At 64.1% G+C, this 21485-nt stretch carries 22 protein-coding genes; 10 read left to right on the top strand and 12 right to left on the bottom strand.

The annotated features are described in order from the left end of the window. The first annotated feature begins 120 nt into the window (after positions 1-120). Positions 121-1833, top strand: coding sequence for a dihydroxy-acid dehydratase (gene ilvD, locus CH262_RS13590; RefSeq protein WP_027495252.1), 1713 nt, complete (start codon positions 121-123; stop codon positions 1831-1833). A gap of 126 nt (positions 1834-1959) precedes the next feature. On the opposite strand, the gene CH262_RS13585 is transcribed toward ilvD, so the two are convergent. Beyond that, positions 1960-3933 carry an MFS transporter gene (locus CH262_RS13585; RefSeq protein WP_094717811.1) on the bottom strand — a complete coding sequence of 658 codons (1974 nt, stop codon included), beginning with the start codon at positions 3931-3933 and terminating at the stop codon, positions 1960-1962. Positions 3934-4116: 183 nt separating this feature from the next. Here CH262_RS13585 and CH262_RS13580 point away from each other — a divergent pair, with 183 nt between their 5' ends. Beyond that, positions 4117-4737, top strand: coding sequence for a TetR/AcrR family transcriptional regulator (locus CH262_RS13580; RefSeq protein WP_179274994.1), 621 nt, complete (start codon positions 4117-4119; stop codon positions 4735-4737). A gap of 64 nt (positions 4738-4801) precedes the next feature. On the opposite strand, the gene CH262_RS13575 is transcribed toward CH262_RS13580, so the two are convergent. Both CH262_RS13575 and CH262_RS13570 read right to left on the bottom strand, forming a co-directional pair. Continuing rightward, the gene (locus CH262_RS13575; protein ID WP_027495249.1) at positions 4802-5458 is read right to left on the bottom strand and encodes a hypothetical protein; all 657 of its coding nucleotides are present in this window, start codon (positions 5456-5458) and stop codon (positions 4802-4804) included. A gap of 66 nt (positions 5459-5524) precedes the next feature. After that, positions 5525-6292, bottom strand: coding sequence for a DUF6319 family protein (locus CH262_RS13570; RefSeq protein ID WP_094717809.1), 768 nt, complete (start codon positions 6290-6292; stop codon positions 5525-5527). Between the two features lie 326 nt (positions 6293-6618). Between CH262_RS13570 and CH262_RS13565 the strand changes: the two genes are divergently transcribed. From CH262_RS13565 to CH262_RS13555, 3 genes are read left to right on the top strand one after another with little or no spacing between them, the layout of a single operon-like run. Continuing rightward, positions 6619-8916: a glycerol-3-phosphate 1-O-acyltransferase gene (locus tag CH262_RS13565; protein WP_094717808.1), complete on the top strand. Its 2298-nt coding sequence runs from the start codon at positions 6619-6621 to the stop codon at positions 8914-8916. Further along, on the top strand, positions 8913-10340 hold the full coding sequence (locus CH262_RS13560; protein WP_032372538.1) for an HAD-IB family hydrolase: 1428 nt from the start codon (positions 8913-8915) through the stop codon (positions 10338-10340). The genes CH262_RS13565 and CH262_RS13560 overlap by 4 nt, the downstream gene beginning before the upstream one ends. Next, on the top strand, positions 10333-11364 hold the full coding sequence (locus CH262_RS13555; RefSeq protein ID WP_027495245.1) for an adenylate/guanylate cyclase domain-containing protein: 1032 nt from the start codon (positions 10333-10335) through the stop codon (positions 11362-11364). Before CH262_RS13560 ends, CH262_RS13555 begins: the two co-directional genes overlap by 8 nt. Here CH262_RS13555 and CH262_RS13550 read toward each other — a convergent pair. From CH262_RS13550 to CH262_RS13515, 8 genes are read right to left on the bottom strand one after another with little or no spacing between them, the layout of a single operon-like run. Further along, on the bottom strand, positions 11346-12407 hold the full coding sequence (locus CH262_RS13550; protein ID WP_094717807.1) for an MSMEG_0565 family glycosyltransferase: 1062 nt from the start codon (positions 12405-12407) through the stop codon (positions 11346-11348). The genes CH262_RS13555 and CH262_RS13550 overlap by 19 nt on opposite strands. Next, positions 12404-13255: a carbon-nitrogen hydrolase family protein gene (locus CH262_RS13545; RefSeq protein WP_094717806.1), complete on the bottom strand. Its 852-nt coding sequence runs from the start codon at positions 13253-13255 to the stop codon at positions 12404-12406. Before CH262_RS13545 ends, CH262_RS13550 begins: the two co-directional genes overlap by 4 nt. 7 nt (positions 13256-13262) lie before the next feature. Beyond that, positions 13263-14588: an MSMEG_0569 family flavin-dependent oxidoreductase gene (locus CH262_RS13540; protein WP_094717805.1), complete on the bottom strand. Its 1326-nt coding sequence runs from the start codon at positions 14586-14588 to the stop codon at positions 13263-13265. Further along, on the bottom strand, positions 14585-14875 hold the full coding sequence (locus tag CH262_RS13535) for an MSMEG_0570 family nitrogen starvation response protein (protein ID WP_027495242.1): 291 nt from the start codon (positions 14873-14875) through the stop codon (positions 14585-14587). Before CH262_RS13535 ends, CH262_RS13540 begins: the two co-directional genes overlap by 4 nt. Further along, complete coding sequence (locus CH262_RS13530) at positions 14868-15749, bottom strand: carbon-nitrogen hydrolase family protein (RefSeq protein WP_027495241.1); 882 nt, start codon at positions 15747-15749, stop codon at positions 14868-14870. The genes CH262_RS13535 and CH262_RS13530 overlap by 8 nt, the downstream gene beginning before the upstream one ends. Beyond that, positions 15746-17161 carry an MSMEG_0567/sll0787 family protein gene (locus CH262_RS13525; protein WP_094717804.1) on the bottom strand — a complete coding sequence of 472 codons (1416 nt, stop codon included), beginning with the start codon at positions 17159-17161 and terminating at the stop codon, positions 15746-15748. Before CH262_RS13525 ends, CH262_RS13530 begins: the two co-directional genes overlap by 4 nt. Position 17162: 1 nt before the next feature. After that, a complete protein-coding gene (locus CH262_RS13520; protein ID WP_032372542.1) occupies positions 17163-18218 on the bottom strand; it encodes an MSMEG_0568 family radical SAM protein in 1056 nt (351 codons plus the stop codon). Between the two features lie 9 nt (positions 18219-18227). Next, the gene (locus CH262_RS13515; RefSeq protein WP_027495238.1) at positions 18228-18752 is read right to left on the bottom strand and encodes an MSMEG_0572/Sll0783 family nitrogen starvation response protein; all 525 of its coding nucleotides are present in this window, start codon (positions 18750-18752) and stop codon (positions 18228-18230) included. 232 nt (positions 18753-18984) lie between these two features. On the opposite strand from CH262_RS13515, the gene CH262_RS13510 reads away from it, so the two are divergent. Further along, positions 18985-19380, top strand: coding sequence for a hypothetical protein (locus CH262_RS13510; protein ID WP_230074147.1), 396 nt, complete (start codon positions 18985-18987; stop codon positions 19378-19380). Then, positions 19373-19777 (top strand): hypothetical protein, encoded by a 405-nt coding sequence (locus tag CH262_RS13505; RefSeq protein ID WP_094717803.1) that lies wholly within the window; start codon positions 19373-19375, stop codon positions 19775-19777. Before CH262_RS13510 ends, CH262_RS13505 begins: the two co-directional genes overlap by 8 nt. A 9-nt stretch (positions 19778-19786) precedes the next feature. Here CH262_RS13505 and CH262_RS13500 read toward each other — a convergent pair whose 3' ends face one another. Further along, positions 19787-20380, bottom strand: a complete 594-nt coding sequence (locus CH262_RS13500; protein WP_179274993.1) for a TetR/AcrR family transcriptional regulator — start codon at positions 20378-20380, stop codon at positions 19787-19789. Positions 20381-20449: 69 nt separating this feature from the next. Here CH262_RS13500 and CH262_RS13495 point away from each other — a divergent pair, with 69 nt between their 5' ends. The 3 genes from CH262_RS13495 to CH262_RS13490 form a co-directional block, all read left to right on the top strand. Then, positions 20450-20707 (top strand): hypothetical protein, encoded by a 258-nt coding sequence (locus tag CH262_RS13495; RefSeq protein WP_094717801.1) that lies wholly within the window; start codon positions 20450-20452, stop codon positions 20705-20707. A gap of 8 nt (positions 20708-20715) precedes the next feature. Next, positions 20716-20841, top strand: a complete 126-nt coding sequence (locus tag CH262_RS28135; protein ID WP_143547111.1) for an NAD-glutamate dehydrogenase — start codon at positions 20716-20718, stop codon at positions 20839-20841. A 110-nt stretch (positions 20842-20951) separates the two neighbouring features. Then, a partial coding sequence (locus CH262_RS13490; RefSeq protein WP_143547110.1) for a DUF222 domain-containing protein occupies positions 20952-21485 on the top strand: 534 nt, incomplete at its 3' end.

The following is a 21485-nucleotide window of genomic DNA, read 5'->3' as shown; positions in this document are numbered from 1 at the left end:
ATTCCGGTGCATGCCGAAAGAGCGCAGCACCACAGGTTTAGTGTTGACGGTGAATGCGACTCGGGGCGGAACCTGAGGACGCGACCGAGGAGCCACCATCGCCGACCGTTCAGGAGTGTCATGACGACCCCGCACAATCCACCCGAAGTCGACGTCAAGCCACGTAGCCGGGACGTCACCGACGGGCTGGAGAAGACTGCCGCCCGCGGCATGCTCCGCGCCGTCGGGATGGGCGACGACGACTGGGTCAAGTCCCAGATCGGCGTCGCGTCGTCGTGGAACGAGATCACTCCCTGCAACCTCTCGCTCGAACGACTGGCGAAGGAAGTCAAGAAGGGCGTCCACGCGGCCGGCGGGTATCCGTTGGAATTCGGCACCATCTCGGTGTCCGACGGCATCTCGATGGGCCACGAGGGCATGCACTTCTCGTTGGTCTCGCGTGAGGTCATCGCCGACAGCGTCGAAACCGTCATCAGCGCCGAACGTCTCGACGGCTCCGTGCTGCTCGCCGGCTGCGACAAGTCGCTGCCCGGAATGTTGATGGCTGCCGCGCGTCTCGACCTCGCCAGCGTCTTCCTCTACGCCGGATCCACCCTGCCCGGTTTCGCCACCCTGTCCGACGGCAGCGAGCACCAGGTGACGATCATCGACGCCTTCGAGGCCGTCGGTGCCTGCTCGCGTGGACTGATGTCGCGCGCCGACGTCGACACCATCGAACGCGCCATCTGCCCCGGCGAAGGTGCCTGCGGCGGCATGTACACCGCGAACACCATGGCCAGCGCTGCCGAGGCCATGGGAATGTCGTTGCCCGGCAGCGCTTCTCCACCGGCACCGGATCGTCGTCGGGACGGCTTCGCACACGCCAGCGGCGAGGCCGTCGTCGAATTGCTGCGACGCGGCATCCGCACCAGCGACATCCTCACCAAGGAAGCCTTCGAGAACGCGATCGCCGTCGTCATGGCTTTCGGCGGATCCACCAACGCCGTGCTGCACCTGTTGGCCATCGCGCACGAAGCTCAGGTCGAACTGACCCTCGCCGACTTCACCCGCGTCGGAGCGAAAGTTCCGCACCTCGCCGACGTCAAGCCCTTCGGCAAGCACGTCATGACCGACGTCGACGCCATCGGCGGTGTCCCCGTGGTCATGAAGGCGCTGCTCGACGCGGGCCTCATGCACGGCGACTGCATGACCGTCACCGGAAAGACCGTGGCGGAGAACCTCGCACACATCGCTCCCCCGGACCCCGACGGCAAAGTGCTGCGCGCACTGGACAAGCCGATCCACCCGACCGGCGGTATCACCATTCTCGAAGGATCACTCGCCCCGGGCGGAGCCGTCGTCAAGTCCGCCGGTTTCGATTCCGACGTATTCGTCGGTACCGCACGAGTTTTCGAGCGCGAACGCGCGGCCATGGATGCTCTCGAAGACGGCACCATCGCGGCAGGCGACGTCGTCGTCATCCGCTACGAGGGACCCAAGGGCGGACCCGGAATGCGCGAAATGCTCGCGATCACCGGAGCCATCAAGGGCGCGGGCCTGGGCAAGGACGTCCTGCTGCTCACCGACGGCCGATTCTCCGGCGGAACCACCGGCCTCTGCGTCGGACACGTGGCACCCGAGGCAGTCGACGGCGGACCCATCGCCTTCGTCCGCGACGGCGACCAGATCCGACTCGACGTCGGCAAGGGCACCCTCGACGTTCTCGTCGACGCAGCCGAAATGCAAGCACGCCAGGAGGGTTGGGCACCGCTTCCTCCGCGCTACACCCGCGGAGTGCTGGCCAAGTACTCGAAGTTGGTCGGTTCGGCATCGAACGGTGCGGTGCTGATCTAGCCACCCGCCCTAGCCCTAGCCCCCCCGGTTGGGATCAATGTGGGTTTCAGTCAGTTGGACTGCAACAAAGGCGCATTGATCCCAACCCGGCGGCAGTGCAGTGGTCCATTCACGCGTTCGGGAGGTCTACAGCGGCATGGCCCAGATAGGGCTCGAGCGTTCGTTCATCTCGGTGCACGTCGCGTGTTGTCGGCTGGCTCGTTGGTAGAACGTCTGCAGGGGTTCGGTCGGCTCCACATCCGGCGGTGTGGGTACGACGGGCAGTTCGCCGAGTTCGAGCGCCAACTGATAGATGCTGGGGCGTTCGAGTTCGGCGTCGACCAGTGCCGGCGCGGCAGCGTTGTGCGGCTTCGCTGTTCGCGGTACACGCGGCGTACTCGGCTCGGGCTTGGCTGCCGACGGCCGTTCGAGTAGCTGCTCGAGCTCGGCGACCTCACGGACAGCCGCGGCGCGCGTGGCCGGCGGCGCAACGAAGGGCACGATCGGCTCGAACGCGATCATGTCCGACGACGACGCGAGCGCCTTGTTCTTGGCCGGGATGAGGAACGCCACGATCACGGTTCCGGTTCCGAACACCACGGCCGCAACGACACTGGTGTGCACAACGGCGCTGCCGAAGGCAGAGATGGCATTCGCTTCGAGATTGTCGGCGAAGCCGCTCAGAAATGCATTCTGCTCGCGAATGATGTCCGAGACGATGACCGCACCGGCCAGCGAATCCTGGGATGCCGCAAGGCCTTCTGCGGCCTGACCGGTGTACTGGCCGTTGGGTTGCTTACCGGGGAAGGTCTGCAGAAACCCCTCGATTCCCTGTCGATACGACGCCGCCAGAACCGAACCCAATACAGCGATGCCGAGAGACCCGCCCAGTTCGAGTGCAGTGTCGTTCAGGCCGCCGCCGACACCGAGCTTGTCGTCCGGGAACTCACCCATGATGGCATCGGTGCAGGGCGAGACGGACAGTCCGATGGCGAGTCCGAGCAGTGTCAGTACGGGCAGGAAATCGACATACGTTGCCGTCGAATCGATTCCGACGAGGGAGACGACCGACAGCGTGCCCACGATCATGCCTGCGGTGACGGTGACACGCGGCCCCATCTTGGGGGTCAGCCACATCGTGATTCCGGAACCGACGAACACTGCACCGGCCAGCGGCAGCAGATGCACGCCGGTGGACACCGGGCCGTACCCGAGAGCGAACTGCAGGTACTGCGCCACGAGGTAGATCGCCCCGAACGTCACCAGGAAGAACACCAGCACCGCAAGGGTGGCACCCCCGAGGACACGCGAGGAGAACATCCGCACGTCCAGCAATGGATTGGGGTGTCGTAGTTCCCAGCCCACGAAACCCAGAACCGACAGCAGTCCGACGAGGCCGAAGTACAGCGGCCCGACGGTCCAGCCGAAGTGCATGCCCTCGATGATGGAGTAGACGATGGTCGAGACGGCCAGAACCGACAGCAACCCGCCGATCCAATCGATCGCACCGGCATCGACGGCTCGCGACGGCGGGACGAGTACGACGGCTCCGGCTATGGCGGCCAGCGCAATCGGGACGTTGATCAGAAATGTCGAACTCCACGTGAAGCTCTCGAGAAGCCACCCGGCCAGCAACGGCCCGGCGGCGATGGCGAGGCCGGACGTGGCCGCCCACACGGTGACGGCTGTGGCCCGCTCACGCTTGGGGAACGTGGCCACCAGCAGAGACAACGTCGCTGGCATGACGATCGCAGCCGCGACACCCATGACGATTCGAGCCAGGATCACGCCGAGCGTGGCATCGGTCAGCGCCCCCGCCACCGACCCCGCCACGAAGATGATCAGTCCGATGATCAGCGCGCCGCGTCGGCTGTACCGGTCGCCGATCACTCCGCACAACAGCATCAACGACGCGTACGGGACGGTGTATCCGTCGATCACCCATTGAAGATCACTGCTGGTCAAGCCCAGATCCATCGTCATCGACGGCGCTGCGACGAGCAGGGACGTGTTCGCCATGACCACGATCAGCAGGCTCAGGCACAACACCACCAAGGCCGACCATCGTCGGGCATAGGGTTTGTGCATTTCTTGGACAGGTGTCATCGCAAGCAGTGTCATGTGTTCCCCCCGTTGGCAAAGTGCGACACACCTTGCACAGTGCTGTGCAGCTTAAGAAATTCGCGCTAGGATCGGCAATCTTTTGTGGCGGCAACCACACTGCGTCGGCGCGATCGTGCTAGAAGTGGACGTGTGCCGAAGACGACGGAGTCGAGACCGAGCGCACGGACAGACCGATCGCCCGTGCAGCGAAGTGACGCCCGCTCGAACAGAGCGCGAATTCTCGATGTCGCGCAGGGGGTACTGGCGAACAACCCGGACGCAACCATCAACGACGTCGCGTCCGCGGCCGGCGTGGTCCGACGAACGGTGTACTCGCACTTCGCCTCTCGCGAAGCCCTGATCGACGGCATCGCACTCGAAGCCGCAGAACGCATCTCGGCCGCGCTCGAACGTGATCCGGCTGTCGACGAATCCGCCGTCACCGTATTCGTGCGACAGTCGCTGGCACTGGCACGCGTCGGAGATCAGTACCGGCTCCTACTTGCGGTTGCGCGTACCGACCTGGGACACAACGGTCTTCACGACCTACTGGGACCGATGCGGGAGTCGGCTGCGGCTGTCATTCGACGTGGACAGCGCGAGGGTGTGTTCTCCACCTATCTGCCGGCCGAGGTGCTGATCCTCAACATCGAAGCCATCGCGCTGTCGATCCTCGAGGCCACCAATGCCGGGCTGCTCACCGACCCCACAGGTGCGGCCACCACGTCGAGTCTGGTCCTGCTCGGAATCGCACCGGACGAAGCCGAACGCATCGTGATCGGTGTCCGTGCCGCGGACGCGCCAGCCGGAGCCCACCCCTGAAACGACGAATGCCCCGCCTGCGCAATGTGATTGCGCCGACGGGACATCGGTCTACGAGTGCGGGTCAGGGAGCGGGGACGAATCCTGCGCCGAGTCCGTTGCCCTGATCGACGTTGCGAAGGATCGCATCGAAGTTGGTGCCGACCTCGGGGCCGAAGCACGCGACGCCGAGGTACGCGTTCACCATGCCGACGAGCGTGTTGCCGACGACGACCGGGCTACCCGAGTCACCCTCGACGACGCACAGCTGCGCCCAGGTCTCCTGCGACTGCAGAACGTCTCCGTACGCGAGGCCGCAGGTGTTGCCGGTCGTGCGGCCTTCCTTGCAGACGATGTTCGGGAACGCCGTCGGCGGGCCGACCTGAGAGATGGTCACGTTGCCCACGCGGCTGATCGGGGCAACCTTGTCACGCTGAAATTCGATGAGGGCGTAGTCGTACTCCGGGTTGGAGAATGCGATACGGCCCACCTCACCGAGGGAGGTGTCGTACTCCGGGACGATGGAGGCACCCGCTTGGCCACAGTGACCGGCGGTGAAGCCCACGAGATTTCCGTTGCGGTCGTTGCCGATCGTCGTCAGCGTGCACTCCGCCTGGCCTCCGACGATGATTCCGGACCCACCGCCGAGAGCTGCAGGAGCGGCCGCGGATGCGGTCCCCACGCCGACGCTGGCTACGATTGCAGCCGCCCCCACGACGACGAGCATGAATTTCTTGAACATGTACTCCCTCTCAGCGGTGTCGGCAGAACCCTAGCAACAGAACGTGTCGTAACACGAGCTAGTCGCTCATACGTCCTGCTCGAGGGCCGCAAGAGTCGTCCGAGCTTCGTCGAGTTGACGACTGAGTTCGGCCACGCGGCGTGCCGCCTCTTCACGTGCATGGGAGATGACAGCCTCGACGGCATCACGTGCAGTGACATCGCCCAGTTCACGAACGGCCCGACCGACCGCTTCCGGACTCACCGGCTGCGCCTTGGTCGGCCTCTTCGCGCCCTGCGTGACGGTGACCGACCAATCGTTGTCGGCACCGGCATGAATGGTCACGCTCACTCCGCCCGGCGCCTTCTTCGGACGACGTGGGGCCGAGCCGGTCGACGCAGACCCCGCACCGGCGGGCTTGGCGGCCACGTCGGTCGCCGGTACCGCCTTCGGAGCAGCGCTCGATGTCGAAGCCGTGACCGATGTAGAAGAAGGGCTCGAGCTCGAGACAGCGACCGGCTCGGAGGCAGCGACCGGCTTCGATACCGGCGCAGTCGATGCCGTCTTCTTCGCGGGGATGCGCTTGGCAGGCGCGGGTGGGGTCGCCGGGTTGCGGGTGATGCGCAGTTCCTCGGCCTCGTAGGGCAGTTCGTCGTTGACGCCCTTCGGGCTGATGGTGACGGTGTTGCCGTCGATGGACACCACCTTGGCCGACGTACCGTCGGGCAGGCCGAGGCTCGGATTCGGCTCGCGGAGATACACGGTGGCGCGACGCCCCCCGGCGAGCGCTGCTGCCAGCGTCGTCAGGTTCTCGGGAGTCAGCGAATCGTTCACGGCGCGCCCACGGGGTGGCATCGACTACCGGCCTTTCTCGAAAGTGTTTGCGAATACTGTCGCACAGATTCACGTGCGCAGGCAGCACGACATCGAGTATCGGTCGCGAGGATGACGTCGATCCCAAGTATGTGTAACCCCGAGTAACTGTAACCGCAAGTAACAGTTACTGCGATTAACACTTGAGAGGCTTGGCCAGAGAAGGCCGATGACACGACTCTAACGGACAGGCCGTTCGAGCGCCCGTCGAGTGCCGTCGACCACCTCGCCGAACCGCCCTCGCGCCGGGATTCTCCCGCGTAGCCTGACGGCGTACCTTCTTGCGCAGGTACGGAACAGGAGCTTCGATGTACCACCTCGACGCGGACCAGCAATCGCTCAGCGACGGTCCGCACGTGTACTTGCTCGATGCCAGAAGCACTCTCGAGGTTCAGGCCCTGAATCAGTGGATCGACGCCACCACCCCGGACGGAGAACGTCGGCCCCCGTCGGTCGTTCTGTCCGGTGAGGCCAGGACATCACTGTCGGACACCGTCCGCGGGTACGCCGACGATCCGCTGCTCATTCCGCTGCGGGTCACGTTGACCGATCGAAGCACCGGCATTCTGCACCGCATCTTCGCCCCGAGAGGCCGCTCGAAGCCGACACGGGTGTGGCAGCGGTGGGTGGCCAACGACGATCCCGATCACTCCGCAGTGTTGGTCGGTGAACCCGCAACCCTGAGCGATCTGCAGGATCGGTTCGAGCGCGGCGGCGGCACGTCGTTGTCGTCGTTCATCCTGCGGCAGGCGAGTCTCGCACTGGACAAGGCCGAACGCGGAGTCATCGGCTCGGAGTACAAGATTCCGCGCTTCGTCGTCGAGGACATGACGGAGCAGAAGAAGTTCAGGGACGGCATCACCGAGCTCGCAGACCACGTCGGCCAGGATCGCGACACCGTCGACAAGAGGGTTCAGGACATCCTCGGCGAGATGGTGGCGACCGAGACCAGGCGCGCCGTCGAGATGTGGGGCACCCTCGGCGCGTACTTCTCGCGGGCGTACAAGGTCGACGTCGATCGCGATCAGCTGCAGAAGGTTCGCGAACTCAACAAGAACTATCCGTTGGTGTTCCTGCCCAATCACCGTTCCTACCTCGACCCACTCGTGCTGCGTCCCGCGCTTCTCGCCGAGGGACTGCCGCTCAATCACGTCATGGGCGGCATCAATGTCGGCTTCTGGCCGTTGGGCCCGATAGCCAAACGCAGTGGCGTGGTGCTCATTCAGCGCAAATTCTCGGACGCGATCTACAAATGGACGCTGCGTCAGTACATGAGTTTTCTGCTCAGCAAGCGGTTCAACCTCGAGTGGTACATCGAGGGCGGACGCAGCCGCACCGGAAAGCTCCGCCCGCCGCGGTTCGGTCTGCTGACCTACCTCGTCGACGCCCTAGAGGCGAGCGACGCGGAGGACGTCTATCTGATTCCGACGTCCATCACCTACGACCGACTGCACGAGGTCGGCGCGATGGCCGAAGAATCGCACGGGGCGAAGAAGCAAGCCGAAGGCATTCGCATGGCCATCGGGTACATCCGCGCTCAGGGCACGTTGCGCGGCAACGTCTATCTGAACTTCGGAGAGCCGATGTCGGTGGCGGCGATCGTCGCCGAGAACACCGACAAGCGCGTCGCGGTGCAGAAGATCGCGCTCGGTGTCTCCCATGCGATCAACGATGCGACGCCGGTGACCCCGGCAGCACTGGTCACGATGGCGCTGTTGGGTATCGAGGATCGCGCACTCAACGTCAACGAGATGTGGGCCATCATCTCGCCGTTGGCCGGCTACATCAAGCGCAGAAACCTACCCACTGCGGGCGGGGTGGACATCGCCGACGTCGACGTCGTCCGCTCGGCCGTCATCGCACAGGTCAACGCCAACGTCGTCAAGCGTTTCGACGACGGCCCCGAACCACTGTTCTACCTAGCGCAGGACAAGCATCTGGTGGCGGCATTCTTCCGCAACAACGCCATTCACTTCTTCGTGATGCGCGCCATCGGCGAGCTGGTGGTGCTACCGACCGAGGGTGACTCGACGCCGTTGACTCAGGAATCGTTGTGGACGTCGGCCCTGCAATTGCGAGATCTACTCAAGTTCGAGTTCTTCTTCGGCGACAAGAAGGATTTCGGGGAGCGTCTCGAATCCGAGGTCGATCTCATCGACCCGGAATGGCGCACCAGCATCAGCGACCCCGATTATGCTGCGCGACAGCTTGAATCGCAGGATCTGCACCTGGCGCACCGCGTACTGCAGCCGATCTTCGAGGCCTACCAGGTAGTGGCCGACCAGCTGATGCTGCTGCCGCAGAGCGGAGAATTCGACAAACCGAAGTTCATCTCGGAATGCCTCGGCGCTGCCCAGGCCAGGCGGCTCCGCCAGCAGCTCGATCACAGTGAGTCCATCTCGGGCGAACTGTTCGACACTGCACTGCAACTGGCCGAGAACCGCGACCTGATCGATTCCAGCTCGGACGGCATCGCCCGCCGCCGCAGGGACTTCGCGCTGGAGATCGACGAATGGGCCCGCAAGGTACGTACCATCCGGGATATGGCGCACCGAATGCTCCGTGAGGTGGAACCGATCTCTGCCCCCGAGGAGAACAATCCATGACCGACTTCGACGATCGACTGATAGCGATCGCCGCCGCCCCACCCGGCCGAGACACCATCGCCTTCTTCGATCTCGACGGCACCCTCATCAACGGATTCTCTGCTCGCGCAGTGTTTCTCGAACGCCTCAAGACCCTCGACGTCACGGTCAAGGAACTGTGGGAGATCTCCAGTGCCGTCGTCGAGATGCGGATGCGCAACTCCCCCGTCGACAATCTGATGGGCAAGGCCGTCCGCGGCCTCGAAGGCCGTCGCGAAGAGGACCTGATGGAACAGGCATACACCCTCTTCCGCAACGAGATCGCGCCGATGATCTACCCGCAGGCCCGGGCCCTCGTCGAGGCTCACCGGCACGCCGGGCATCGCCTGGTGATGGCTACCTCGGCCACGCCGTACCAGGCACTGCCGGTGCAGCAGGACATGATGTTCGAGGAGTTGCTGTGCACGACTCCGGTGGTCACCGACGGGATTCTCACCGGTGAGCTCGTCGGCGATTCGCTCTGGGGACCCCGCAAAGCACAGGCGGCAATCGACTACGCCGAACGTGAAGGCATCGCTCTGGCAGGCTGTTTCGCATACTCGAACGGTGGCGAGGACGTGCCACTGCTCGAAGCCGTGGGCCGTCCCATCGCCCTCAACCCCGATCCTGATCTCGCGCGCTATGCCGCCAAGAAGAACTGGCCGGCCCTGACGCTGGACAGCCCGAAGCGTGGCACGGATATCACGTCGGCCGTACGCAGCACGGCGGCGCTCGGATCGGTGCTCGCGAGTGCGTCGATCGGGCTCGGCCTGGGATTGCTTACCCGCAGTCGCCGCACCGGTGCCAATATCACCAGCACCATCGCCCCGGACATCGCGCTGACCCTCGCCGGAGTCAAGCTCGACGTCACCGGAACCGAAAATGCGTGGTCAGCCCGGCCCGCCGTCTTCATGTTCAACCATCAGAGCACCGCCGACTCGATCATCGTCACTTCCATCCTGCGACGCGACATCACCGCCGTTGCCAAGCGGGAACTCGAACGCGACCCGCGCTTCGCATTGTTGGGCAGGATCTTCGACGTCGCCTATGTCGACCGCGGCGATCCTGCGCAAGCGCGAGAGGCCATGCGACCCGCGATCGAGAAGCTGCACAGTGGCATCTCGGTAGCCATCGCACCCGAGGGCACTCGCATGCCGACGTCCCGTCTCGGCCGATTCAAGAAGGGCGGCTTTCACCTGGCGATGCAGGCCGGCGTGCCGATCGTTCCGATCGTCATTCACAACGCCGGTGACGTGATGTGGAAGAAGGACTTCACCGTTCACTCCGGTACGGTCAAGGTCACCGTCGGCGAGCCCATACCCACCACGGATTGGGATCCCGACAAGATCGACGAGTACGTGGACGCCGTCCGTTCCTATTTCGACAGAACGTTGGGATATGCCTGAGAATCAGATCAACTCGGTAGTACAGACGGAGATCGAGCGGAATCTATTGGGCGGCGAGCCCAAGTACAACCGCGCCGACATCGTCGAGAAGTCCGGGATCCCGCTCGAGCGGGTCATCGCCCTGTGGATCGGCATGGGCTTCCCCGTCCACACCGATACCGACGCGCTCGTCTACACCGACGCCGATCTCGAAGCTCTGAAGCTGATCACCGCACTGACCGCGCAGAAGGTGATCAAGCCCGAGATGGAGGTTGCGATCGCACGCACCCTCGGGCAGTCGATGTCCCGGCTCGCGGAATGGCAAGTGGGCGTTGTGAACTCTCACATACTCGAACGCATCATCGACAGCCAAGAAGACACGAACGACATCGACGCGATACGACGGAACGCCCGTGCCATCGCCGCCGAAACCGTCCCCACCCTCGAAGCGCTCCAGGGATACACCTGGCGACGCCACCTGGCAGCAGCGGCCGGTCGATCCATCGCCGCTCCCGACGACGCCGCCGACAGTCCCACGATGGCCGTCGGGTTCGCCGACATGGTCGGCTACACGAGCCTGACGCGTCGACTCGACATCGGCGAGTTGACGACGCTACTCGAGGAGTTCGAGTCATTGGCCACCAATATCATTGCGCGAGGGCGCGGTTCGGTGATCAAGAACGTCGGCGACGAGGTGATGTTCAGCGCGCAGACCCCCGAGGATGCCGCCCACATCGCCCTCGACCTCCAGGACGCCTTCGACGAGCAGGAGGACATGCCGGACCTGCGGGTCGGGCTGGCGTGGGGCCCGGTACTGGCACGGTACGGCGACCTGTACGGGTCGGTGGTCAATATCGCTGCGCGCCTGACCAGTTCGGCCAATCCCGGAACGATCCTGGTCGATACCGTCATGACGGATGAACTGCGCCACGACTCCGAGTTCTACCTCAAATCGGTTCGCTCACTACGGGTCAAAGGGTTCCACAAGCTCAAGCCTCACCGGCTCAAACGCAACAAGCGAACCGGTCAGCGTAGCGAGGAGTAGAACTCCAGGTGTCGACGCGCAGCCTCGTCCCAGGTGAGGCTGTGCGCCAGCGCCAGCCCCGGTGACGGATCCTGCGGCTCGTGCAACGCACGGTCCAATTCGCTGGTCATGGTCTCCACCGACGATGCGTAGGTGACGCTGTCTCCGAACACCTCCCGCAGTACCGGCAGATCACGCGCCACCACCGGAGTCGACGCGGCGAGCGCCTCCATCGCCGCCAGGCCGAAGCCTTCCTTGGTGGAGAAGAACGGCAGCACCGCAGCCTGCGCCACGAGATGCGGCAGCTCGTCGTCGTCGACGGTTCCGAGTATCACCGTCTCGATGCCCAGTTCTACTGCTCGACGGTCGAATTCGGACCGATAGTCACGGTAGTCGAACAGGGTCTCGCCGCCGGCGAACACCAGTTGCACGTGGCGATCGGACAGCCCGGCGAAGGCGTCGAGTAGATCGAGACTGCCCTTGCGTGGCTCGATGCCGCCGACTGCGAGCACGTACCTGCCGAACTTCCCGCTCCAGTGCGATCGGCCCGATTCGGCTGCTGCCGAGAACCTTCCGGCATCGACTCCATTGGGAATGACGACCGGATCGAACCCCCAGCCGCGTCGGACGTCGTCGGCCACCGCAGTGGACACACAGATTCGCGCGTACGGCGCGGTGATCGCTCGTTCGTGACATGCCGCGAGCTCGGGAGTGGTGAACTCGTCGAGATGGTGGATGGTCCTGATGCACCGGCCGACGGCGTTGGCCGAGATGCAGTCCTGAGCATGGACGATGTCGTACTCGTCGGGCGTGAAAGCCTGCCGCAGAACGCCTATCGATCGCAGAATCCGCTCGCCGACGCTCTCGTTCTCGCGGTGGGAAAACGGGACCATCCGCACGGTGACAGCCGGGTCGACCTTGCGGAAGAACTCACTGTCGCCCCCGCGGCCCAGCGACCACACCGACACATCCTGGCCGGCGCGTGCCAGCGCTTCGGCCAGAGCCAACGTATGCACCACGCCTCCGCGCGGTTTGGACGAATAGGTCAACAGCGCGATTTTCATCGATCCGGCTTCTCCTGCAACAAGTTCGGATAGGCGTCGACGCGTCGCTCGGCCAGGTGATGCAGACCTCTCCGGGCCCGATCCACCTCGGCATCGACGTCGATCTTCTGCACGGCCAAACCGCCTTTGGACCACGTCTTGGCCAACACGTCTCCGCCGGGCCCGACAATCTTCGCCTGGCCGAGGAACCGCAGGGATCCCATCACCCCGGTCTGGTTGGACGAGACGAGCACCACCTGGTTCTCGGCGGCACGCGCAGCGTCGTACAGATCGAACAGTCGCGACTGCCGATCGTTGGGTAGCGACGACGCTCGATCGGTGACGCTGGCCGGCCACGCCGACAGCGCCGCAATGATTCTCGCGCCGTCCAATGCGAGCGTGCGGGCCGACTCCGGGAACGTCTTGTCGTAGTCGATCAGCATGCCCATCCGTCCGACCGGTGTATCGAAGGCCTCGAACCGATCTCCGGCGGCGTAGGCCAAGGATTCCCCGAGCGGCTGATGCACCTTACGGTGACTGCCGAGGATCCCGTCGCCCGTCAGGCACGCAGCCGCGTTGTACCGCAGCCCCTTCGACAACTCGGTGTACCCGATGCACACCGTCATCGCACCCGCCGCTGCGATGATCGCGGCCAACTCCGGACCGTCCGGATCGAGAGTGGGCGGCAACTCGGACGGGTCCGGGTTGCTCAGGCTGTTGATGTAACCCCCGAGGGATGCGTCGGGCAGCACCAAGAGATCGATGCCCTCGCGGGCCGCACTGGAGATGATCGTCGTGATCTTCAGTACGGCCCGATCGACATCTCTACCGAAATGTGCTGCCAATGCACCGATCTTGATGGGAGCCACGTCGAGATCAGACCATCTGGCTCTGCGGTTGCGCTGGGTTTCGGGACTGCGTCGAGTTTCGGGACTGCGCAGCACTGATCTCGAGGCCGATTTGATCGGCCAGGAATGCGGCGTCGCGGGCCACCGAGGCGAAGCGTCCCGAACCCCAGGTGTGCTGCCAGGGCAGGCCCAGGAAGTACAGGCCGGGAACCGATGTGACGCCGCGGTTGTGCGTCGGGTGGCCCTCGCCGTCGAACGCCCCGACCTTCAGCCAGCGGTAGTCGGTGCGGAAGCCGACCGACCAGACGACCGCGGTGATGTCGGTGGTGGCGAGATCGAGTTCGGTCGTCTCGGATTCCGGACGCCACACCGGCACGTAGCGGTCCTCGGTGGGGGCATTGATGCCCTCGCGCTCGATGTACGCGTCGATGTTGTCCTTGATGCTCTCGGCCACCCGATCCGCACCGTCGAGGGACGCTTCGAGGGTCGGGGCGAACTGCAGGACGCCGTCCTCCACGCCCAGCAGACGGCCGTACAGCTGCATGCCCTCGGTGGCGAACGCGCGCAGGTCGATGTCTCGACCACCGTCACGGCCGGTGACGTAGTGGTTCGTGTTCTCGCGTTTGCCGACGCCACCGGGTTGATCTTCGATGGAGACATCGTAGACGCCCATGTCGTGCAGCCAGGCGACACAGTCTCGCCCCCGATAGAAGCGTGCGACGCGAGGTGCGGTGCCGGCGACCAGGTGAACCCGGCGGCCGTCGAGGTGCAGATCCTCGGCGATCTGCGCTCCGGATTGGCCGGTGCCGACGACCAGTACGTCGCCGTTCGGGAACTGGTGCGAGCCGCGGTATTCGGACGAGTGGATCTGGACGATGTCGCGGGGCAGCTTCTCGGCGAAGCGGGGAATGGTCGGGATGTGGTAGCCGCCGACGGCAACGACGATCTGATCGGCGTGCATGGGGCCGGCGGAGGTCTGTAGGTCGAAGCCGCCTGCCGCGGATTGCAAGGCCTGATTCACCGAAACATACTCTCGGACCGGTGCATCGAAGCTCTCGGCGTAGCGTCGGACAAAGGCGTAGACCTCGTCGCGCTGCATGAACCCGTCGGGATCGTCACCGTCGTAGGAGTATCCGGGGAGCGCACACTGCCAGTTGGGGGTGACGAGGGTGAAGTTGTCCCAGCGCGAGTCCTTCCATTCGTGCGCGATGGTGTCGCGTTCGAGGACGACGTGGTCGATGCCTCGCTGCGTCAGATGCCAGCTGATGGACAGTCCGGCCTGACCGCCGCCGATGACGATCACCGAGTAGTTTTCTACTGCACTGTGGCTCTCTGTCACGCTGTTCGGATTCATAGCAATTCAGCTCCCGACATACTCAGTACGCGAACGGCACCGGCCTGATACGACGCGCTGACACCGTGAATCTCTTCCATCTGCTGTGCGGCCGACGTGCACCGCATCCCGAATTTGGCGAGAACTCGATCGCTCGCCACGGTCAATGCCTCGGACGTTCGCTGAACGAACTCGGCCACCGGGTATTCCTGGCCCGGGCTCAGATAGTCGTGCATCACCAAAGAGGGCGAGTAGCAGGACTGTTCGCGTCCGTCGGGCCACCGCACCACGAACGACATCTCAGGCATGAACGGTCTCCTTGGTGATGGTGCGATAGACCGAGGGCCGTCGGTCGCGCAGGTTGTACATGCCACCGCCACGTGCCGCGCCGATGAGCGCCTCGACATCGACGGTGGCTGTGGCCAAACCCGGCTCGACGCCTGTGCCCGCGAGGATCTCACCGCCGGGCCCGACGATCTTGGCGCTGCAGACGAACCTCAGAGACCCGAACGTGCCGGCCTGATTCGCTGCGACCCAGATGATCTGATTCTCCAGTGCACGAGCGCGGTCATAGATGTCGAAGCGTTGCTTCCACCGATCTTCTTCCATGTTCGGGGTCGTCGCGGTACGTGCCGTCGGCCATGCGGAGATGGACGCGACGATCTCGGCACCGTCGAGCGCGAGTTCACGTGCAGCCTCGGGAAACCCCTTGTCGTAACAGATCTGCATGCCCATCCGGCCGACCGGAGTGTCGAAGGCGGAGTAGCTCTCTCCCGCTGCGTAGCAGAGGTTTTCGCCGAGTGGCTGGTGCACCTTGCGATACGAACCGAGGATGCCGCTGCCGTCGACCGTCACCGCGGCGTTGTAGCGGGTATCGCCGTCCTTCTCACAGAATCCGAACGTGACGACGGTATCGCCCGCCATGTCGATGACCCGCCTGATCTCGGGGCCGTCGAGTTCCAGAGCCGGCGGTAGTGCCTTCAGTCGACGCTGTCTCGATTCTTCGGTCTCGTCACCGCCACCGAGGCTGGGCAGGTACCCACCCAGGCACGCTTCCGGTAGCACCAGCAGTTGGCTACCGCGATTACGCGATTCCTCGAGCAGGGCGGCGATGGTGGCGTAACCCTGTTCCATGTCGCGGCCGAACTCGGCTGCGGCCACGGAGATCGTGATGTCGTTCATGCTTCTCCCAATCCGGTCACCGTCGAAGTGACCGCGCGCGTGGTGATTCCGTCGGGCCATCGCAAGGCGACGCCCGGAATGTCGGTGAGCTCTCCGCATTCTGCGGACAGTGCAGGTCCGGACGGTGCAGTCGGTGCACCGGGACGGTCCGCGGTGATCATCGCGAACCCGGGAAAACACGTGATCCATTCGCCCATCGACGCCGAGTCGGGCTTCGGAATCGAGGAGATGTCCAATACGGCACCGGTTCCGCTTGCCTCGGCCAGCATCCCGGTAGTGCCCGCCAGGCCGGCCATCGAGACGTCCTTGGCGGCCTTGGGCGCGGTACGGGCGACGAACGACGCCATGGTCGTCAGTTCGGCCGAGTTGCGCCGAGACGTCGAATCCCATTGCTGGCCCTGATATCCACGACGCCAGCCACCCTCGACGTCCGCCGTCAGCGTCAATCGATCGCCGACGCTTCCCCCGCCGGCCCGTACCGGGTTCGTCGTGCGGCCCAGCGCAGTGACCGACAGCGACGACGGCACCCCGGCCTGGGTGTGGCCACCGAGTACCGGAACCTGCCAGGCCGCAGACGCATTGGCGAGGCCGCGGATGATGCGGGTCAGTCGAGATTGCGTGGGTGCACCGACGGAGTCGAGCATGCCGACTGCGTAGGCACCCATCGCCGAGAGGTCGTTGAGGTTGACCAGGGCCGCGCACCAGCCGGCCCACTCCGGGTCGCGGTCGACCATCGAGGGAATGATCGCATCGCAGGCGGCGATCATGTCGCTCCCCGGAACCGGGACCCCGTCGTCACCTCGAAATTCTTTGGCACCGAGCCCGAGTGGCTGCGCCTTCAGCGGCGCGAGGACGCCGGCGAGCATCGCCTTGGTCGACGACACCAGCCGTTCGATCCTGTCGATCGGCCAATACATCGCCACGTGTGGAGTATTCGCCACCTCGACGTCTCCACGCCTGATCCAGCCGAGACGGGTGAACAGTGTCTCGTTGCGCTTCTGCACCGTCGCGTCGAAGCGCAAAACGCCACGACTTTCGGCATGAGCACAGGCCGCACGAACCAGCGCTGGGCCCACACCGGAAGTGCGCGCAGAGGTGGTGACCACCAGGCGACTGCCGGCCCACCACCCCAGATCCGTTGCCGTGCAGGGTGCCAGGCGCACCCCACCGAGCACGGTGCCGTCTCGATCGGTGGCCACGAGAACGACGCAGCGAGGATCGTCGTCGACGTCGTCGTGATCGGTGCCGGCGAACAAGCCCTGTTCGGCGACAAACGTCTCTCTGCGCAGTGCCCGATACGCGTTCAGTTCTGCTGTGCCGCTGCACGGCTGGACGATGAACTCCGGTTGCACGACAGCGATTGCAGCGCCGGATAATCCGGCGAGATCGTTACCCTCCACGACGCCGTACATATCACCCTCCCGCGTTCTGCAGAACGCTGCACGCACCGCAGGCCGCGCAGCCTGCTTTCTGATCGGACCCGAGCATCGCCGCTGCCTGAAGTTCCTTGGCGACGCGTCGAGTGACGCTTTCGAGGACGTCGGCAGCGGGAGCCGTCGCCCGGTCGACATCCACCGCCAACGTGCCTGCGAGCGGCCGAAACGGAACGACGAAGGGATACACACCCATCTCGATCAGTTCCGCTGCACCCGAGACCAATTCGTCGGGATCCTCGCCGAGACCGACCAGTATGTACGTCGAAACCTGGTTGCGCCCGAAAACCCGGACCGCTTCTTTCCATGCCGCGCGGTACTCGTCCATCGAGACCGATGCCTTGCCCGGCATCCATCGGCGGCGCACGTCGTCGTCGAGCGATTCGACGTGAATTCCGATGGACTCGGCTCCGGCGTCGTACAGGTCCTGGATGGCCTGCAGGTCACCCGGAGGTTCGCACTGCACCTGGATCGGCAGTTCCGGGACCACGGCCTTGATGGCACGTACGCACCGGGCCAGATGACGGGCACCGCGATCCTTCGCGGCCGAAGTGCCCGTCGTCATGACCATCTGCGTCACCCCGTCCAGCCGGACAGCGGCCTCCGCCACCTCCGCAAGTTGCGCGGGCGTCTTGACAGCGATGGTGTCGCCCGCGTCCAGAGACGCTTCGATGGAACAGAAGCGGCACCGTTGATCGGCGTCGTAGCGAATGCACGTCTGGACCACGGTCGTGGCCAGAACACTGGTGCCGTGCAGCTTGGCGATCTTCTCGTAGGCGACGCCGTCGGCGGTGGAGAGGTCGTAGAACTTCGGGCGATCGACGGCCTGAACATCGAGGCCGATGTCGTTGCCGTCGAACAGAACTCGCCCTTCTTCGAGTACGTACGGACTGAGCGGGTTGCGCGGGATTGCTGCGCCGAGACCATCGATGCGGACATGTCCATCGTCACTCGGGCCGGCACCGGCAGTTCTGGACACCGGCGTTGCTCCTCGAATCCCGAGCAACGCCAGATCCACACGTGTAGAGATGGACATAACCGTCCCCTAGACCATGTAGGTCGAATTGATGATGGCACCCTTGCGCGCGTAATGGATCAATGCGTCCTGCACGTCCAGGGGGTGGGCCGGGATGACACCCTCGATGAGGTCTTCTTCGCGACCCCCGTGCAGGGCCAGCCCGAAGCGGCAGCAGAACACGGTGCCACCCTCGGCGATGAACGTCGCGAGGGAGTCGTTGATGTTCTGCTCACCCGGGAAGCCCGAGTCTCCCGTCGTCGGGAAGCCGCGCGTGGCAAGGCAATTGATAGCGCCTGGCCCATAGAAGTACATCGCCGACTCGAAGCCCTTCCGCAGAGCGCGGGTGGCCTGTAGCACCGCGACGAACGATACCGACGACTCGTGGGCGATGCCGTGCACCAGCGTGAAGTAGCTTTCGCCGTTCTCCGCCTTGTAGTCGGGGAAGATCTTGGTGGACCCGTAGATGTTGCTGCCCTTTGGAAGTGAGGGATGCGGAATCTCCTCGAGGGACTTCTTGATGTTCTCGGCGATGGACTGGTCGAGATCTGACACGTGCGTCTCCTGAGGTTCGCAGAGCGGGCTGGATGCGGTGGACACCGATGTCCACCCGAGAAAACCGTCATGTCCGACGAGAGGGCAGATCCTCTGCGGCCATGGAACAAGTACAGGCCTCGTCGATTTCCGATTGGTCACGCTCGGAACAACGTCGTGTTTCAAGGGCCTCACAGTGTTGACGTGGTGTTACGCGGTTACTGTGAAGGGAAGTCCATCCACCCACCGCAGCATGACGAGGAACTCGATGATCGGCGCCGTCACCGGCTTGTTGTACGTGTTGTCCCTGGTAGTGGGGATCTGGGTGCTCGTGAAGCTCGCCACCAACAGGCCCGTTCTGTTGAAGAACAAGGCCGACCGCGCGCTGTTCTGGACGATCGCGGCTACCGAAGGCGTCGTTGCACTGCAGGCCGTGATCGGGTTCGTGATGATGTTCGCCTCCGATCGCGACATTCACCGGCTCACGTTCGGGTCGTACCTCGTCGGACTGCTGTTCCTGCTCCCACTCGGAACGTGGTGGTCCCTGGGCGACCGTTCCCGCGGCGGCACCGCGGTGCTCCTCGTAGCCGTCCTCACCCTCGCAGCCATGGTGTTGCGACTGAGCCAGATTTGGGCCGGATATGCCTGACAAACTTCAGCAAGCCACGCGCACCGGATTCGGACGCTTCCTCATCGCCGTCTACGCCGTGTTCGCCGTTGCCGCGACATCGCGATCGATCGTGCAACTCACCACCCGATTCGACAACGCCCCGGTCGCGTACCTGCTGTCGGCATTTGCAGCCGTGGTCTACATCATCGCGACGGTCGGCCTGGCACGAGCAACCGAGGCATCGCGACGAGTGGTGACGGTCTCCTGCATCATCGAACTCGTCGGAGTCCTCGGCATCGGCACCCTCAGCTACATCCAGCCCCAGGACTTCCCGGAGCCGACGGTGTGGTCGCACTTCGGATCCGGTTACCTCTTCATCCCGGTGGTGCTGCCCATCGCAGGACTGTGGTGGTTGCGAAAGACACGCCAGCAGTAGAGGTCTGCTCTACATCTCGCGCAACTGTGTCAGGTGTCGACGCACCACCTTTCGGGCTACAGCCGATGACAACTGATCGGGATGCAGCGTGGCTCTGAGTGCCAGTCCGTCGATCATGGCGGCCAACCTCTCGGTTTCGAGATCCGACTCCGGCTCCGCTCCCAACCTGGCTCGCACGACAACCAGTCGCGCCAATGACGACGACCCCTCGAAGAGCCGTCCGGCCGCGGCAGCCAGAACCGAATCGGTGCGTCCGGACGTGACGATCTCTAGCCAGACAGTGACCTCCCTGGTCGTGTGCTCGGTCAGCGGTAGCAACTCGCACAGCATGTCCTCAACCACCGCAAGACGATCGGCACTATCACTCAACCGCTCTCGATGTGACTCGATCCGCGCCGAAACTCGATCGATTATCTCGTTCGAGGCAGCACCGATCAGCTCGTCGCGTGACGGAAAGTAGTGGCGCACAGATCCGATGGCCAAGCCCGCGGCGTCGGCGACCGCCCGTAGGGTGACCTGCTCGATTCCCGATCGGACGACAACGTCGAATACGGCTTCGAAGATCTTCTGACGCCTCTCGGCGGGATCCACAACTCTTGGCATTGCTCTTTTATAGCAGTGTCGTGCTACTTTGTTATTTAGCACGGTCATGCTTCTAAAGAAGGGTCATCCATGGAAACCGTTCTGACATTTCTGCTCATTCGATTCGCGGTCATCGCCGCTGTCGTGACCATCGTCGCCGTCATACTTTTCGCCATTGCAGTGCGACTGAAACGACGCGGCAGATGGAGTGAGACGAAACGCCGCATCGGGCCGGTGGCCGTGCGCACGACGGACCTGTACGCGCGACGCGTTGGTCGCCAATCACGAACCGCCCGTACCGCAAAGGCGGCCGCGCGGCTGATCAACCACGACGGCGACCGTTCGTGATGAGGCCGATGTCCACCGGGGAGGAGTTGATGCACCACCTGCTCGTCGACCTCTTGTGGAAAGTCGGGATAGTGGCCGCGCTACTGGCGATCGGAATTGCTGCAGCGATTGCCATCTGGAAACGCGTGCCGTAGGCCCTACCACGGACCACCGACAGGTTCGATTCTCGAATCTTTCTGCACGGCAATAGTTTTCGATTGCACTATCATTGCGTATCGAACACCCGTTCGATACACTTATCTCCATGACAACGGAGATCTGGCAACTGAGCGAAGCAGAACTGCTCGCCGACGCTGCTGATGTCTCCCACAAGATCCAACTGTTGGAGGCCCGGCGGATCGCCCTCGTCGCCGACATCGACACCCGCGTCTCCCGGGAGAAGCTCGGCTTCCCCGGACCCGCAGGGTGGCTCACCTCCACCACCCTGCTCACCCCCAGCAAAGCCACCAAGATCGTTGCCCTTGCCCGCGGGTTGAAGAACTTCCCCGACATCGCCGACGCCGTCAACACCGGCGTCATGTCCGTCGACCACGCCGCCCTGATTCTCACCTTCGCCGAAACACCCCCGAAGAACCTCCCGCAAGAGGGTCGCGATATCGCCCGCACCGCGATGATCACCGCAGCAACCGGACCCGGCGCACGCACCGACAGCATCCGAGAAGCGATCACCAAACTCGAGGACACCTACGGCGGCAACAAGCCACCACCGGAAGACACCGACCGCAACGAACTCTTCGCCTCGAAAACCCTCAACGGACGTCTCGTGGCGAAGATGGAT

Source organism: Rhodococcus sp. 05-2255-1e, from assembly GCF_002259025.1.
Taxonomy (GTDB): Bacteria; Actinomycetota; Actinomycetes; order Mycobacteriales; family Mycobacteriaceae; genus Rhodococcoides; species Rhodococcoides fascians.
This window is presented reverse-complemented; position numbering and strand designations above follow the sequence as displayed.